This is a genomic window from Nitrospira sp. M1 (genome assembly GCF_965152605.1).
Genome location: NZ_OZ224217.1, coordinates 2,675,523 through 2,690,937 on the forward strand (window position 1 = coordinate 2,675,523; position 15,415 = coordinate 2,690,937).

Genomic DNA, 15,415 nt, shown 5'->3' on the forward strand with positions numbered 1-15,415 from the left:
TTCCTTTACAGACTGCCCACGAGCCACGGAGCTGACACCAGGAACATCAATTCAATAACTTCATTGATCGTTCCGAGAATATCGCCCGTCACTCCACCAAAGACACGTGAGGCCCACCAAACCATCAACCTGGTCAGGAGAACAATCCCGCACAACAGCACAATGGCCTGGAATGGATGAATCGCCCACATCAGACCAATGACCATGATCATCGTGGCCATGAAGACATCGCGAACAGAAATGTACTGAATAAACGCCGCCGCGACCCCACCTTCCGGACGAGGATACGTGACTTTCCAAGAAGCCATCACCATGGACCATCGACCAAGTGCTGGCATACAGAGTAATAACGGTTCACGAGATCCTGAAGGAAGGCTGACAAATCCGGCATACCGCAATCCAATTGCCAGGATAAGACCCGTCGCTCCAATGGCCCCAATGTGGCTATCTCGCATTATCGTTAATCGATGATGAGGATCTTTCCCCCCTGCCACACCATCAATCGTATCAGCGAGCCCATCCTGATGCAGCGCTCCGGTCAGCAGCACCACAACGATGACTAACACCATATTGACGACTGGTGCAGCCAGCACCATCACTAACAGTCGATCACTGAGCACAAGTATCGTCCCAAGCAAAAATCCGATAAACGGATACCATCCGAATGATGCGGCGATCATCTGTGGCTGAATATGCGATTGACGACTCAAGGGCAAGGGGATGATGGTGAGAAAATTCCAAGCTAACGAAAATGACTGCCAGAGCCCCTTCATACATTCTCCGGTTCAGTCGTTTCACGTTCATCCACTCCTGCAGTATCAAATGTCGCCATTTGCGTCATGAGTAGAAGGCTGGATTGCAATAATCCAATCGCTAAACACGCACCTGTGCCTTCGCCAAGACGAAGCTGAAGATCGAGTAACGGCTGCAATCGTAAATGCTCTAACACGACTCCGTGACCATCTTCCGCCGATTGATGAGACGCGATCAAATACTCTCGACATGTAGGGGCAAGCGTCACAGCAAGGAGCGCCGCGGCTCCTGCGATAAACCCATCCAAGACAACAGGTATTCGACAAGCTGCCCCGCCAAGCATGACGCCCACCAACCCACCAATTTCAAAACCGCCGACTTTGCTCAGCACATCAAACGCATCGCCAGCTTGTGGATCATTGATTCGAAGAGCCTGCTCGATCACTCGTCGCTTTCGAGTCAAGCCCTCGTCATCCACACCGGTGCCTCGACCCGTGATGCGGGAAATAGGCTGCCCCGTCATGACGGCGGTAATCGCCGCGCTTGAAGTCGTATTGCCGATACCCATTTCTCCGGTCGCCACCACTCCCACACCGTCGGCAACAGCTTGCTCAACTAATTCAATGCCTATTTCGACGGAACGGATAGCCTCGTCACGAGACATTGCCGGCCCCATAACCATGTTCTTGGTGCCTGGTCCAATTTTTTTCGAAACCAATCCAATGAGGTGATCGAGATTGCCAGCTACGCCCATATCCACGACCTGCATGTCCGCCCCGACTTGACGGGCCAGCACATTGATCGCGGCGCCACCATTGAGGAAATTGGCCACCATCTGCGCCGTGACAGAACTCGGATAAGCACTGACGCCTTCGGCGACTACGCCATGGTCCGCCGCAAGCGTCAACACTCTGGCTTTGGGACACGACGGATTTTCCTCCCCCGAAATCGCCACATACTGCGCAGCCAGTTCTTCAAGACGCCCCAGACTGCCACGCGGTTTAGTCAGTCGATCGAGCTTGCTTTGCGCATGGACAAGAAGACGAGGATCTAAAGGAAGAATTGGTTTCATTGTTCGTTCAATCATCATTTCAGTTGAAGTGGAATTCCACTCGCCACAAAATAGACTTCATCGGCAGCCGCGGCGACCTGTTGATTCATACGGCCTGCAAGATCTCGAAATTCCCGAGTCAAGGGATCACCGGGAACAATACCGAGCCCAACTTCATTGCTAATCACAATGACTCGACCAGGCACCTGACGAACAGACTTCAGAAACTCTTTTAGCAAAGAAGGGAATTTCTTACGAAGAATTGTATCTCCAAGAATATTACTAAGCCAAAGAGTCAGACAGTCAACCACCACACTCTGATATCCATGGCCCTTTGTGTTGAACCACTGACTCATGTATACGGGAATCTCTACAGTATCCCATGTTCCTCGACGGCTTCGTTGATGCTTCCGTATCCGCAGAGCCATTTCTTGATCTAATGGTTCTGCTGTTGCAAGAAACACCCGTGGCTTCATCGTTCGAGTGAAAGTTAGGGCAAAGTCACTTTTCCCTGATCGTGCCCCTCCCAAGATGAAAATCAGCTTGTTCGTTGACTTCGCTTGAGAAGACCGTTTTTTGGCAGGAGAAGATGTTTTCGTCCTATTTCTTTTTGATACACCTGCCATTTTATAGTTAATTACAAGGTAGAAGTAGAAATAAAAATTAGGAAACGAGAACCTGGGTTGTGAACGTTACTTCAGTTGAGGTTTCTGACTCTTCATTTTGCCATTTGCATTGTTCACTTTGCATTTCCCCACTTCTCTCATTCTGCCGATTCTCGCTGCCACAGATACTCGGGTTCACCTTGCGTTTTCGCGACCCATCGCGCCAAGACAAAGAGGGCATCACTTAATCGATTCAGAAACTTGACCATGTGTTCATCAACTGGCTCATCTCGTGCCAGCGTGACACATAATCGTTCGGCACGTCGGCAAGTTGTTCTGGCTTGATGAAGAAACCCCGAGACTTTCCCGCCACCCGGCAAAATAAACTCCTTCAATGGCTCAAGATCCTGTTGACACTCGTCAATGATGTTTTCAAGGCGCTTCACATGCTCGGCTGTGACGGTCGGCATATTCTGAAACGTCTCTCCCGGAGCGGTCGCTAAGATGCCTCCAAGATCAAATAATTTATTTTGAATCCACTGCAGCGTCTGCTCCAAACGTTCAGCTTCATCACGTGTCGGCTTCTCTTGGCTATTGAAGACCCGAGCCAATCCAAGGACTGCATTCAATTCGTCAACCGTCCCATACGTTTCCACACGCAGGGAATCTTTCCAGACTTCTTGGCCTCCCGCTAACCGCGTCTTTCCAGCATCGCCCGTACGTGTATACACTTTAGAAATTCGCATGCCTATCTCCTCACACCATTGACTAAAAGATGAAACGATCGAAACGCCCTCACGTGAAGACAACCATGAGTTGACTAACTGAGACCATTTTGATTATTGAAGACAAACCCTTTATGAAGAATATGACGCGTCACAAATTGTTTTCTAGACATGACAGGAGTCAATCATGAACCGTAAGTATTTGGCATTTGATATTGAGACTGCCAAAATTCTTCCAGAAGACTTTGGCGAGTTGCTTGCGCATCGTCCACTTGGAATCTGCTGTGCTGCAACATGGGGCAGCCAGGAAGCGTCAGCCCAACTGTTTTATTCGCAACAACCCGATGGGACGCCAACCGCTCAAATGAACCAACAGGACCTCTCAGCATTTGTCGACTTTCTTCTGGATCAAGCCCAGAATGGATACAGCATCCTCACACTGAACGGCTTGGGATTCGATTTCGATGTGCTTGCCGAAGAATCTAATCGTTGGGATGATTGTCGATACTTGGCACGTACGCACGTTGACATCTTGTTTCATATTTTCTGCGAAAAAGGATTTGGTGTTGGGCTCAACGCCGCGGCCAAAGCCCTTGGACTCAGTAAACCCGAAAACGTTGACGGATCAGTTGCTCCTCAATTGTGGAAAGATGGCGAATATCAGCGTGTTCTCGATTATGTCGCTCAAGACTGTCGACTGACGTTAGACATTGCCGAAACCAGTGAAAAGAATAACGCGTTTCGCTGGATCACTCGAAAAGGAACAACGGCATACGTTGACATACCTTCAGGCTGGCAAACGGTCGAAGAAGCCATGACTCGGCCTCTGCCGGACACCTCATGGATGGATAAACCATGGCCCCGGTCAAAATTTACGGCTTGGCTCGACTCCTCCTTGTGAAAGACTCTCATCGTTACGACCAATTACCGTTTCGCAGTTCTCTTCACATTGTCATTTCCATGTTTTCGTCCCCATGTCTCGTAATGCACCAACTGTTCGAGCGGCAGTCGCTTTCTCCAACCGGCCTTCTCTAAATCTGGATTCAATGAAAATTCTTTGACATAGCCCATACACAAATACGCAACCACCTTCACGGGTCGTGGAATTCCTACAAGATTCTTTAACGCGTCATAATCGAGGATACTCACCCAGCCGATTCCAATGCCCTCGGCGCGAGCCGCCAGCCAAAGATTTTGAATCGCACAACATGTGCTGTACAAATCTGTCTCGCGAATGGTTGATCGTCCAAGCACATGTGGTCCTCCACGTTGCCTGGTGCAGGTAACGCACAGATTGATCGGCGCCTCTTCAATACCTTCAAGCTTCAGGCTACGATATAATTTCGCTTTCGATCCACGATACCGTTGAGATGCTTCGTCATTCGCTTTCGTGAACAAGTGTTTCACTGACTGTTTGGTCTTCTTATCACGAACGACAACAAAATCCCATGGCTGCATGAACCCGACAGAACCTGCATGATGAGATGCCTGCAAAATTCTCTCTAATGTCGCTTTGGCAATCGGCCTCTTTGAGAAATTCCTTCGCACATCGCGCCGCTCAAAAATTGCCCGATACACGGCATCACGTTCCATCGTAGAAAACGCATGTTTACTCATTGGGGGATACAGTCTTTTCATCAATGCCGCCAAGCTGCCTCTGCCCGACAGCCATCAAACAATCCGGACAGAGACAATTATCATAGCGTGATTCGATCCATTGGAGTTGCGCACGTGTCAGCGACACATCCTGACACCAACAGTCATGGCCGGACGTACATCCGAACGAGACTCCACATCGGCTGCAGGATTTAAGCTTCTGATATTCCATACTTCATGTTGCCATATTAGCTAGCATACAATTCAATGAAGTGCTTCTGATAGGCTTGTCGCTCGTGAATCGTTGCTCGTATCTCGTCTTGGAAAAAACGTAAAGCGTTATTCGTGCAGCGCCCCCGGCGCGCAAGCGTGAAATGTGAAACGCAAAACTAAACACGGGATACAGGATACGAACGACGATTCACGAATTAAAACTCGACGCCTTTCTGCGCCTTAATCCCCTTCCGGAATGGATGTTTGAGCATTTTCATTTCCGACACCAGATCGGCGGCTTCAATTAACTCCTCCTTAGCTCCACGACCCGTGATGACGACGTGCATCATCGACGGACGTTCATTGAGTCCATCCAAGACCTGCTGAAGGGTGACATACTCATGATGAATCGCAATATTCAACTCATCGAGAATCACCATGCCGTACCGCTCATCACGCAAGATGGTCAGCACCATGCTCCACGCCTCTTGCGCAAACCGCTTATCCCGTTCCCGGTCCTGCGTTTCCCAGGTATACCCTTCACCCATGCGTAAGAACGTAACCTGTTCGCCAAAGCCTTTCAAGATCCGTTCTTCTGCCGTATCAATCGCCCCTTTGATAAACTGCACGACCGCAATGTTCATCCCATGACCGACACTGCGCATCGCCATACCCAGAGCAGCCGTCGTCTTGCCTTTTCCCGCACCCGTGTACACGATTAGGAGCCCTTTTTCTTCTTGGGCGGCTTCAATGCGCCGATCGACCGATGCTTTGAGTCGCTGCATTCGTGCCTGATGATCTTGATCCATCATAGTAAAACCTTTAACTTTCTCCCACCTGATACGTCAAAGCCAACCTTCTGATAAAAACTGAAGGTTCGCCGAAACGTTGGAAGCGGTGGAGTCGTCACTTCAAGTCTTTTCCAACCTTTTTGTTTTCCATAGTCTTTGACAGCTGCTATGAGCAAGCCACCAATACCCTGAGAACGAAAATCTTGACGAACATAGCACTCTGGAATGACCCCAAACGTTCCTCCCGCATAGAGGGCACAACATTCACACACCGACAACAGGCCGAGAGGTTCTTCCCGGTCAGGAAGAACTGCAAGAAAAACCACGTATTGTTCGGCTTCAATATACTGTCTAGCTTGCGCCTTCATTAGATCCAGACTCACATCAAAAGAAGACACATTTGTTTCTTGCATGACTTCCTGAAGCAGGTCATAAACCATAAACGCAATAGCGCTTGCATCACTGACAGTAGTTTGACGAATGGTGACGTCCGACACTATACCTACCTGCCCTTCGTTCTTCAAAAAAACTCAAGTCCGACAAACAACTCGCGACCTCTCCCAACGATTGCGCGGCAAGAATTAATTCTTATACGTAAAGACCAGCCCCTAAGCCTGTACCGTAGCAACTCAGACTTTTTCTTTCTCAAAAAAAATTTCTCACCCTTGTCATCCTCACTGCATCCCCTCTAACATCATCAGAGGCCATTCTGAAGTTTCTTAAGAATCAACATCATTCAAATACCCTCCTCCACCCGATAACGACCCCGGTGGCACTAAACATAAAGCCAACAGATAGAAGAATGAGCATCACAATATCCCACAATGGACGGTAGTCGACTAACCCTGGAAAATCCAAACTATGTAAGCCATTGAAGAGCCAACGATAGATCCGTCGGCCCAGATCCATGATCGAGACTATTTCACCGGTTACCATATTAATATGAATCCAGGTCTGAGAAGAATCATCTAACTCAAAGCGCAGGGTACCGTGAGGAAGAACACTGGCTCTGAGCTGTCCATACAGATCGTCTTTTTGGGGTATTTGGACCGTTCTCACTGATGACCCAGGCCAGCCACGCTGAATCGCACGAACAATCTCATCCCTCTTCAACGTTATAGTTGCGAGGCGTTGAGAGTTCAACACCTCATATAATTGAAGCCCCTGCTTCTCCTTGATAAGAACCAACGGTTTTCCAGCAACAGCCAGAAACTCTAACTCTTTCACATGCGAAAGATTTCGCAATGACTTCGTCGTAAAGACTGTCGTTGCATCGTTTAAGGATATCCCCTGAAAAGCTTCAATTTGCTTTGGAGTGGGTATCGGGCTTGAAAAGATGCGCCCATGATCCATTGATATCCATCCACTTCCAATCCATGTCAAGACAAGCACCCCAACACCTAACCCTAAGACATGATGGTAACGCAACCAACCGTGAAAAGGACTGAAGCCATGAGCATATGACGATTTCTTTACCTGGCGTAATCGTTTCACACCAAGCCATAACCCCGCAATCGTTGTCAAGATTCCGAAAAACGCGATCCACCAAACAACTTGATCCCACAATGCCCAATGACGGCGCAAGATCGTGGGATAGATCCAGTGAACAACGGCTCCCACATAATTCCACGCTCGTTCATATCGCTGCGTTTTCTGCAAGACTTCGCCTGTCCGTGCTGAGACATACAGGACCGTTCCCGGTTGGTCGTGAAATATCACACGGAAAAAAGGTCGATAGGGGTCAAACCGTTGATGCACAATCCATTGATCATAATCGAGAGGGCCTTCAACCTTCAGGACAGCATGATCATAAAAAGCAGAGGCAATACGACCAGCCATTTCCCCTGTCATGGAACGAACAATTTCTCCATCGTCAGCATCAATGGGGATAACAGAGCGCTCGCCGGAATGGACAACATAGGTTGGGCTTCCATCTCTATCGATTATTCGCAAACGAGTTGGCTTCCTCACTCCTGAAACGTTGAGTGCGGCCTTGGGCGATTGAACAATACTGGAGAAATCGATTGTCGAACGGTGCATTTGACGTTCTGTCGGAGAAAGCGAAGGAAAAGGATGATACATCAGGACTGCACCGCTGATAAACCAAGCTGAAAACATCAAGCACAGGACGATGCCTATCCAACGATGCAGCAAACGAATCACAGACATAGTCACGACAGCTCAAAGAGGTTAAAAGTCAATTTGCATATTCAATTCATATGATCGAGGAGATCCCAACAGAACCTGATCGGGGTAAAACGTATCACCCCAATACGCATACACCGTATCAAAAATGTTGCTAATCCTTGCTAGGATCCGTACAGGTCCGTTGTCATAGGCAAGATGAACATCAACACGTTCATAACTTTTTAATGTCACCGTATTCGCATTATTGTTAAATCGATCGCTGAGATACCTGAACCGTCCGCCGACCTCAAATGGAAGATCTGCTACATTGCGATACCGTGTCCATACGTTCACAATCCATTGAGGGACATTCGGTGGCCTGTTTCCTGAATTCTCTCCGAAAGAATTAAATTCGGCGACGGTATAGGCCGTATTAGCTCCCATCAACCATTGAGAGGTTGCTCGAACCGTTCCTTCAAGCTCAAATCCACTCGACTGTTGTTTTCCAACATTGTCAACCTGTCCACCACTCCCTACGGCCACAAGAATATTCTTCCGTTCAATATGATATCCCGCTACCAACAGTTCTGCGTGCCCATCAAAGAATTGAGACTTGATCCCAACCTCCCATTGATTCGCGTTGGTCAAGTCAAAGTCTTGATTACCGTTGACAAGGAAAATATTAGATCCAACGGGGTCGGCCCCTGAGGTCCATTGGCCATAGGTCACAAGTGAAGGAGTAAAATCATACACGACCCCAAGTCGCCAACTGAGCGGCCGAAAAGTTCGTTCAAACGTATTGGCGGAATTCATCGTCCCATCTAAATTAAAACTGGTACGGTTAAGTCGAATGAAATCCTGACGCAACGCCGCAACAAGTCGCAAATCGGAGGTCACTTCAAGAGCATCTTCGATGTACACCGCTATCGTTGTGATTGTTGTCGGGTTCAGAAACGATTGCCCAGGGTCTGAAAATAATCCAGGATTCGGATTGAAAGGATCAACACTATCGACATTCCCCACAAACCGGCTTTTTCGTGTAAAATCGACATACCTAATATCCACGCCGAATAAAGCCGTATAAGGCAAGTCTGCGACAGTATTGTTCACCGTCGCATTGACACGGTTGCCAAAAGTGAGTTGATCTTGCGACACAAAAAACCGATCACGGTCAATAAGATTTGTCGCCGCATTGAACGTATAGGTTTCCGAATTACGCCACTCACGATCTGCAGCGAAATAGTAAAACGTATTGCGTAACGAGAACGAAGGATTCAATGTCCACTTCACATCCAGATTCGTGAAGTATTGATGTGACGTCACCCGCTCATTCGAAACATTGTAATTCTGAAACCGCGTCCGCTTGTCGAGCGTTCGACCATCTGACGTCTCAACGACACCCTTGAGAGGGCTGGTCCCGAATGTCCGTGAAACCAGCGGAGTGCCCCAATAGTTTGGCAAGGTATCTTCTAAGTAATCAAAACCAAGAGCAACCTCCAATTCTTCGAGAGGTTTCCAGAGGAGTGACGCGGTGCCATTGAACGATCGCGAGCGAGCATCCTCCACATAGCCATCCGAAACGGAATGGCTCAAATCCGCTCGATACCAAAGCGTGTCATTCAACGATCCGCCAGCCCCGCCCCCAAGCTTCACCGTGTTGTAACGACTATAGGCAGTCAACATTTCCCATGATTCTTCCTGCTGAACTAGAGGACGTTTCGTGACCATATTCAATGTTCCAGCAATGGCGCCTTGCCCGTGTAAGACGGAGGCAGGACCTTTCAAGAGTTCAATCCGATCTAAATTAAATCCATTCTGTGGACGACCGACCATCGAGGCCGGACCAAGCCAAATCCCATCACGCAACACTGTGACTTGATTGACGGTAAATCCTCGCATTGAAAAGCTAAAGGGTTGACCAGGAGGGTCTCCCCAAAGCACCCCAGGAACCATTTCAACAGACTGTGCGACAGATTGATATCCATTCTTTTTTAATCGCACATTATCAATAATATGAATAGATGCAGGCGTCTGTAATGGTGTCAACCCAAGTCGACTACTGGTTGTTGGAGAATCTTTGAAGCGAAGATCTTGTCCCATGACAACCACTTCATCTAACCGAATGGGGTCATCTGACTGTTCTGTTTTTTCGCTCAGGCGTTGCTCGCCCCGCACGTCTGAAAGCGCCCCGGCCAGGATCATGACAGCCAGACACATCTCGATTGCTCGTTTCATCCTTATCCCTTTCCTCGAGGATTTCTTTCTAAAGTCTGGCCAGGTTTTCTGACTCAGGGCCTCCTACTCACCACACCTTCCCGTCAAACATGACAGTGGCATTTCATGGCTTTCGTTCCCTTTACAGCTGCGGGACAGTGTTGGATTTCCACCAATCTTCCCTCAACCAGATGGAGAATGTTTATGCGAGCATTAGTGGACCATCATCATTGTTCCGAACTCCTTTCGATCAGATAGAGTTTCCCTGTTTTGGGATCACGGAAAACCTGCCCCATAGACTCGTATCCTTCCCCCATATGTTTAATCCCAGGTGGGACATTGGGGAGTTCTTGTCCTTTTTCGACCACTTGAGGCTGAGTCAACCGTTCAATCAGTTCTGGGCTGAGGGCCGCAAGGGCGGCAATTAAACCACACGCAAAGACAAGCATGATATCCACCAAATTCGCGAGTGGCCCCAACGGCTCATCTTCCTGTATATCAAAGCGACTTGATCGCCAGGTAGATCGCTTCACATGCATATCTTCTTCATTCCTCCACCACGCTCAACACCTCGTCATACCAACGCCGGCGAACTCGTCCAAGCACAAAACCAATGATACCCGTTAATAGACCCAACACTGTGGTATCGAATGCTACGGTGACTGCGGTTGTCAGAATAGACAGATCTCCCTGACCTAGTCCCGATAGACCTGGCCCTAAGGGAATCAAGGTTCCCATCAACCCCAACATTGGAGACACGCGGGTTAAGATATCAGTTCGTTCGATTCGCCATCGTGCAACCTTTTCGAAATGCATGCGATCACTGGCTGTTACAATTTCCTTCAATCCCCAAAACCGCTCACCAATCGTGATGCCGATTTCCCACACCGCTAGCATCATCATAAGACCCAACCCAAAAATAATGGGATACAACAGAACCGACACAAAGTCATGCATGACCGTAATAGTAACGCCACTGAACATTAGGTATTCTCCCGACGCATACCACGTCCTGTCCGAATACCAAGATAAAGGAGAAGAACTGCGAGACTCAGAAGAATCCACACATGCGACACCGCCGCATCGACCACATTCTTAGCCGCTTCCAGTTGAGAGGCATCCGTGTTCGCCGAGGCCTCATCCGTCTCAATCTCTGCAATCGCTGTCGGACTCTCTTCTTGAGCAACCTCTGGAATCTGTTCACGGACGAACACCTCATGCAACCCCTTCAATTGACCGGCGTCGAGACGATTCGCCATCCAGTCAAATACTGGATGATCTGGTCGAGTATGACCACTACCTGGCAACCCATGTTGAATGATTAAATCGGTGAGTTGTGCACTCAGTTCGTTCAAGGTTCGTTCATCCGCTTTCCAAAAACCCTTTTGCGCGGCCACGAGCATCACCGCCAGCATGTTGGTCTTGACATGAACGTTATGACTTTGCTCAAGAAACGAATCGAGGCCGAGGTCATAGCGATCATCCAGGTACACCGATTTCACCTCATCCCACATCGCACTTGAGATGATCTCGGGGTTCGTCACTTGCCAACCCCACAGATACTCAAGAAACTCACTCCCCATTGTGCGAGCACCAGCATAATCGTGTTTCATTAAGGCTCCCAACCAGACAGGATTGAGAAATTGCCCACGAAGTTCTGTCATCAGGGCCTCATCCAAATTCACCAATTTGGCATTTTTCGGATCGGCATGCCGCACAATGCGGGAATGCGGGGAAGACCCCGTCAGACTTTCGACCGCAAGGCTCAATCCCCCCAGGTAATCAAACGCATCGTTATTATCCAATAGCCCATAAAGATTGCTAGCACGTCCTAAGTATGTATGTTCAATCTGTTGTAAATTCGATTGAAATTGTTCTTGCATACGTTTTCCGCGATAGCCGACCCCGTACGCATGTCCCATACGATTGATATAAGCCTGAGCCACCTCCTTTCGGTCTTCCCATGCACCGGAACGTTCCACTAAAGTGTTGACGCCAGCCCCATACGACCCCGGGGCTGTTCCAAAGATTCTCAGGCTGGCTTCTCGTCCAGCAACTTGCGCCAGCACACCCGTTGCCAGTAAAGCCGTCGCTTCCTTCACCCATTGGGCAGCCACTCGGTTTTGCCGAAGAGATTCCTCTCCACCATTGGCCAATGGTCCTAACGGTTCCAACGCAGCCTCGAATGCCGAGCGAAGCGACGGATACTGACGTCGAATCGTCTCGCTCGCCCCATCGAGCGCCAACAACACGGCTTTATCCAGCCATTCCAACTGTGCTCCATATAAATCCCGAAACAAACCAGATGTCACAAAGACAACATCACGGCGTTCACTGTTGTCCGTCAACAATTCTCGGCGAATCGACGTTAAGATGCCTCGGCTATTCCATACCGGCTCAATGCCCAACATGTTCAACCCAAAGGCCACCATCGCCCCTTCATCACGTACCGCATCGGATGCCCAGAGAATTACGGCCTCTTTGCCATCTTTTGATGCTGGTGTCTCCAATCGTGCTTTGGTCGCCAGTTCCTTTCCCAAGGCAAACCCTAAGCGTGTAGGCAGCAGACTGCCATCAAGCGCATGAAAGTTTCGCCCAGTTGGCAAGACTTCGGGAGTGCGGATCGGATCATTGCCTTTTCCCGGCTGAACAAAGCCTCCAGCTAAAGCATTAAACAGCGATCGCAACTCTTCCTTCGGCGAGTTTGCGAGATCCTGTCGTCGTAACCCAGACTCTGATGTTTTTTCACTATCCCCCCCCATGGAGGCCATCATGGTGTCCAGAGCCTGCGGGGTCCAATCTTTACCAAAAACATGGAGTCCTAGTGGCATATAGTTTTCCTGTAGCTTCGTGAGATAATGTCCGGTTTCATGCACGAGAAGGTCATCATCAACGTCCTCAAAACCTATGCCGCGTATGCTCAATTCATCGGCCATGCTGACGGCCAGCTCATCTCGTAAATTCAATCCGTCAATCCGCTCGCGAATGGCCGCCACGGAACGAATGCGTGCAGATGAAGCAGGGTCAGGATCTGCGGCCTCAAACGTTTCGACCAATTGCCGAAGACCCAACAGATCATCGTATAATTCTGTCGTACTCAACGGTGGGGTTAGATGACTAATCATCACCGCGAGACCTCGGCGTTTGGCCTGAATCCCCTCCCCTACGCCATCAACAATGTAGGGATAGATGCCGGGCGTGTCTCCTGCGATATGCCAAGAGTAGTCCAACAGACCAACACCAGTACTATGGCGTGGAAGAAACTCGTAGGTTGAATGCCGCCCTAAATGAATGATGCCATCGGCCTGAAACGCTTCGCGAAGCCAAGAATAAAACGCCAGATATTGATGCGTGGGAGGAAACGTCGTATTGGCATGCAACAGTTCTTCGTTCAATTCCCAACCTCGTGGTGGCTGGGGACCAATGAACACATTTCCAAATCGTATGCCGGGAATAAGCAGTTGTTGGTCTTGCACCATCACACGCCCAGGGCTCGGCCCCCATCCACTCAAGCCTTCTATTTCAGCGTCACGAATAGCCTGAATCAACGCTTGGGCATGACTCCAGTCGGTTCCTCCGTTTATCAGCCTACGATATTCGTGTTCCAGTTGCACTAAGAGGTCGTGGGCACGATCTCGACTGGCATGCGTTGCCCCATCAAGAACAAATCGTACGTTCTCCAGGACCGACTCCAATAATTTCACCGCAAGCGTTCCTTCAGTCGCCTCAATTGCACTACGCACATTTTCGTGAAGATACCCTAACGGACCGTACTCCATTTCAGCTTGCAAGGGAGCCGGGAGTTGAGTGAACCAGCTTCGATAGGTATTCGGAGACACTGTGGCAATCAGCTTGGACATGCGACGTAGAGAATCTGCCTGTTCTGGCAAGTTCACGCCGCGCTCCTGAATAAGGTCCAATAATGCTTGGGGATCAGGTGGAAGCTTTCCCGTCTCATACCCCTGCGCCTTCATCTGCGTAAGCAAATGCCAAAGACTTGCAGGGACATCGAGATTGTCAGCCCCAATGTTGTGTCGACCTGGTGGATGATTGTAATACACAATGGCCACACGCTTTTCCGCATTTGAGATCTTACGTAACCGATACCACTGACTCACTCGCTTGACGATCCGGGTCGTTTGCTCAGGAAGAGGTTTGGTAATACTGAGACGCAAACCCGTCAATTGATGGATCCAAGATTTCGTAGCGGTCGCCAGTATGAGAGGCTGACTGACACCCTGAACTTCAGGCATCGCAATACGATAATGGACAGAATTCCAAGGAAGTCCGTCACCCGATAGTTCCCATTGACCATGCGTACGATCAGTCAGACGAAGTCCTTTGAGGACCGGCACGTTGAGACGCGACAAGGCCTGGGTGGCTATTGCACGCCCCTCCCCGCCACCAATCACGAAATCCTGCAATGAAATAATGCCGGCCAGTGGAGCATGCGTTTTCAATTTTTCGATCAGCGTCAACGCTTGCGTACTACTTTCCCCCCATATCGCAAAGACGGCAAGACAATCCAATGCTTCGTTGCTGGCTGACGCACATAATTGATTGATCAGATCAATATTACCCTTACTATCTCCTCGATCATGATCGAGGATGGCAATCCATGGCGTTTCGGGTTGCAACGCAATTTCATCTAATGGCTTCATAGCATGTTGGTGATAGATGCGAACATTATCTCGAGAACGAACACCATCGATAGCCATGTCGACTCCGACCGTCTTGAATATCAGAGCAATCATGTTCGCAAGATTCGCTTGACCACGAGCATGCCAATAGGCTTTGACTTCTATCCAACTCTTTTGACGGGAAAATTTCGTGGAACGTTCCTTGATCCACTCCAAGGCGCTCTGATTCTTTCGTGGAGCTTCGCCAATTGCCTTAATCGCATCGGCGCTCATGCCACGAAAGACCAGCCCCATATGATCACGCGACTGCGTAACCAGAGACGGAGACGAACTGATAGCGAATATGGGCTTTGAACGGTAATTTTTCAGTAAACGTTGAAGTCGTGCTGCGTCATCCCCAAACATCGCTACAGCCAAGAACGCATCACTCAGGTCGAGTAATGCTTGAACTTCCGCATCACTCATCGTAGAAAGTTGGAAATTCGTTCGAAACACTAATTGATGAGATTGATACCGCTCATGAAAGAAATCCGCCCCAGCCGCAAGATCGGCAGCCGAACGATCCGAGACAATAGCCAGAAGCGTCTTTGCAAAACTCACATTCGTCGTCAGAATGAGAATGAACAGCATGCCACCCAGCACACGAAAGAACCTTGCGGTGCAAGTGGAAATCGTCATTCGATACCCGACACTTGTCATC

The 15,415-nt window shown here is 49.2% G+C and carries 14 protein-coding genes and 1 riboswitch; of the genes, 1 reads left to right on the forward strand and 13 read right to left on the reverse strand.

What is annotated here, in order from left to right; translation table 11 throughout:
- Nucleotides 1-5: 5 nt before the first annotated feature.
- The 4 genes from cobS to ACWHX8_RS12280 all read right to left on the reverse strand — a co-directional run bounded on the left by cobS (nucleotide 6) and on the right by ACWHX8_RS12280 (nucleotide 3,155).
- Entirely contained in the window at nucleotides 6-773 is a 768-nt protein-coding gene (cobS, locus tag ACWHX8_RS12265) for an adenosylcobinamide-GDP ribazoletransferase (protein ID WP_447968414.1), read from the reverse strand.
- A complete protein-coding gene (gene cobT, locus ACWHX8_RS12270) occupies nucleotides 770-1,843 on the reverse strand; it encodes a nicotinate-nucleotide--dimethylbenzimidazole phosphoribosyltransferase (protein ID WP_447968415.1) in 1,074 nt (357 codons plus the stop codon). The genes cobS and cobT overlap by 4 nt, the downstream gene beginning before the upstream one ends.
- A complete protein-coding gene (gene cobU, locus ACWHX8_RS12275; protein ID WP_447968416.1) occupies nucleotides 1,840-2,430 on the reverse strand; it encodes a bifunctional adenosylcobinamide kinase/adenosylcobinamide-phosphate guanylyltransferase in 591 nt (196 codons plus the stop codon). The genes cobT and cobU overlap by 4 nt, the downstream gene beginning before the upstream one ends.
- Nucleotides 2,431-2,567: 137 nt before the next feature.
- Complete coding sequence (locus ACWHX8_RS12280) at nucleotides 2,568-3,155, reverse strand: cob(I)yrinic acid a,c-diamide adenosyltransferase (protein WP_447968417.1); 588 nt, start codon at nucleotides 3,153-3,155, stop codon at nucleotides 2,568-2,570.
- 166 nt (nucleotides 3,156-3,321) lie between these two features.
- On the opposite strand from ACWHX8_RS12280, the gene ACWHX8_RS12285 reads away from it, so the two are divergent.
- The gene (locus ACWHX8_RS12285) at nucleotides 3,322-4,035 is read left to right on the forward strand and encodes a ribonuclease H-like domain-containing protein (RefSeq protein ID WP_447968418.1); all 714 of its coding nucleotides are present in this window, start codon (nucleotides 3,322-3,324) and stop codon (nucleotides 4,033-4,035) included.
- A 23-nt stretch (nucleotides 4,036-4,058) separates the two neighbouring features.
- Here the strand turns inward: ACWHX8_RS12285 and bluB are convergent, their stop codons facing one another.
- From bluB to ACWHX8_RS12330, 9 genes are all read right to left on the reverse strand, one after another.
- Complete coding sequence (gene bluB, locus ACWHX8_RS12290; protein ID WP_447968419.1) at nucleotides 4,059-4,751, reverse strand: 5,6-dimethylbenzimidazole synthase; 693 nt, start codon at nucleotides 4,749-4,751, stop codon at nucleotides 4,059-4,061.
- Complete coding sequence (locus ACWHX8_RS12295; RefSeq protein ID WP_447968420.1) at nucleotides 4,744-4,962, reverse strand: cysteine-rich CWC family protein; 219 nt, start codon at nucleotides 4,960-4,962, stop codon at nucleotides 4,744-4,746. The genes bluB and ACWHX8_RS12295 overlap by 8 nt, the downstream gene beginning before the upstream one ends.
- A 196-nt stretch (nucleotides 4,963-5,158) precedes the next feature.
- Nucleotides 5,159-5,755, reverse strand: coding sequence for a cob(I)yrinic acid a,c-diamide adenosyltransferase (gene cobO, locus ACWHX8_RS12300; protein ID WP_447968421.1), 597 nt, complete (start codon nucleotides 5,753-5,755; stop codon nucleotides 5,159-5,161).
- Nucleotides 5,752-6,231, reverse strand: coding sequence for an N-acetyltransferase family protein (locus ACWHX8_RS12305; RefSeq protein ID WP_447968422.1), 480 nt, complete (start codon nucleotides 6,229-6,231; stop codon nucleotides 5,752-5,754). The genes cobO and ACWHX8_RS12305 overlap by 4 nt, the downstream gene beginning before the upstream one ends.
- Nucleotides 6,232-6,466: 235 nt before the next feature.
- The gene (locus ACWHX8_RS12310; RefSeq protein WP_447968423.1) at nucleotides 6,467-7,903 is read right to left on the reverse strand and encodes a PepSY domain-containing protein; all 1,437 of its coding nucleotides are present in this window, start codon (nucleotides 7,901-7,903) and stop codon (nucleotides 6,467-6,469) included.
- 21 nt (nucleotides 7,904-7,924) lie between these two features.
- Nucleotides 7,925-10,096 carry a TonB-dependent receptor gene (locus ACWHX8_RS12315; protein WP_447968424.1) on the reverse strand — a complete coding sequence of 724 codons (2,172 nt, stop codon included), beginning with the start codon at nucleotides 10,094-10,096 and terminating at the stop codon, nucleotides 7,925-7,927.
- 20 nt (nucleotides 10,097-10,116) lie between these two features.
- A riboswitch (cobalamin riboswitch) is annotated at nucleotides 10,117-10,282 on the reverse strand.
- A 20-nt stretch (nucleotides 10,283-10,302) separates the two neighbouring features.
- Complete coding sequence (locus ACWHX8_RS12320; RefSeq protein ID WP_447968425.1) at nucleotides 10,303-10,608, reverse strand: hypothetical protein; 306 nt, start codon at nucleotides 10,606-10,608, stop codon at nucleotides 10,303-10,305.
- Between the two features lie 13 nt (nucleotides 10,609-10,621).
- Complete coding sequence (locus ACWHX8_RS12325) at nucleotides 10,622-11,059, reverse strand: MotA/TolQ/ExbB proton channel family protein (RefSeq protein WP_447968426.1); 438 nt, start codon at nucleotides 11,057-11,059, stop codon at nucleotides 10,622-10,624.
- Nucleotides 11,059-15,414 carry a cobaltochelatase subunit CobN gene (locus ACWHX8_RS12330; RefSeq protein WP_447968427.1) on the reverse strand — a complete coding sequence of 1,452 codons (4,356 nt, stop codon included), beginning with the start codon at nucleotides 15,412-15,414 and terminating at the stop codon, nucleotides 11,059-11,061. Before ACWHX8_RS12330 ends, ACWHX8_RS12325 begins: the two co-directional genes overlap by 1 nt.
- Nucleotide 15,415 lies beyond the last annotated feature (1 nt).

Excerpts from the sequence above, each read along its gene's own strand:
- cobS (WP_447968414.1), bottom strand. The coding sequence starts at position 773 with ATGAAGGGGCTCTGGCAGTCATTTTCGTTAGCTTGGAATTTTCTCACC.
- cobT (WP_447968415.1), bottom strand. The coding sequence starts at position 1,843 with ATGATGATTGAACGAACAATGAAACCAATTCTTCCTTTAGATCCTCGT.
- cobU (WP_447968416.1), bottom strand. The coding sequence starts at position 2,430 with ATGGCAGGTGTATCAAAAAGAAATAGGACGAAAACATCTTCTCCTGCC.
- ACWHX8_RS12280 (WP_447968417.1), bottom strand. The coding sequence starts at position 3,155 with ATGCGAATTTCTAAAGTGTATACACGTACGGGCGATGCTGGAAAGACG.
- ACWHX8_RS12285 (WP_447968418.1), top strand. The coding sequence starts at position 3,322 with ATGAACCGTAAGTATTTGGCATTTGATATTGAGACTGCCAAAATTCTT.
- bluB (WP_447968419.1), bottom strand. The coding sequence starts at position 4,751 with ATGAGTAAACATGCGTTTTCTACGATGGAACGTGATGCCGTGTATCGG.
- ACWHX8_RS12295 (WP_447968420.1), bottom strand. The coding sequence starts at position 4,962 with ATGGAATATCAGAAGCTTAAATCCTGCAGCCGATGTGGAGTCTCGTTC.
- cobO (WP_447968421.1), bottom strand. The coding sequence starts at position 5,755 with ATGATGGATCAAGATCATCAGGCACGAATGCAGCGACTCAAAGCATCG.
- ACWHX8_RS12310 (WP_447968423.1), bottom strand. The coding sequence starts at position 7,903 with ATGTCTGTGATTCGTTTGCTGCATCGTTGGATAGGCATCGTCCTGTGC.
- ACWHX8_RS12315 (WP_447968424.1), bottom strand. The coding sequence starts at position 10,096 with ATGAAACGAGCAATCGAGATGTGTCTGGCTGTCATGATCCTGGCCGGG.
- ACWHX8_RS12325 (WP_447968426.1), bottom strand. The coding sequence starts at position 11,059 with ATGTTCAGTGGCGTTACTATTACGGTCATGCATGACTTTGTGTCGGTT.
- ACWHX8_RS12330 (WP_447968427.1), bottom strand. The coding sequence starts at position 15,414 with ATGACAAGTGTCGGGTATCGAATGACGATTTCCACTTGCACCGCAAGG.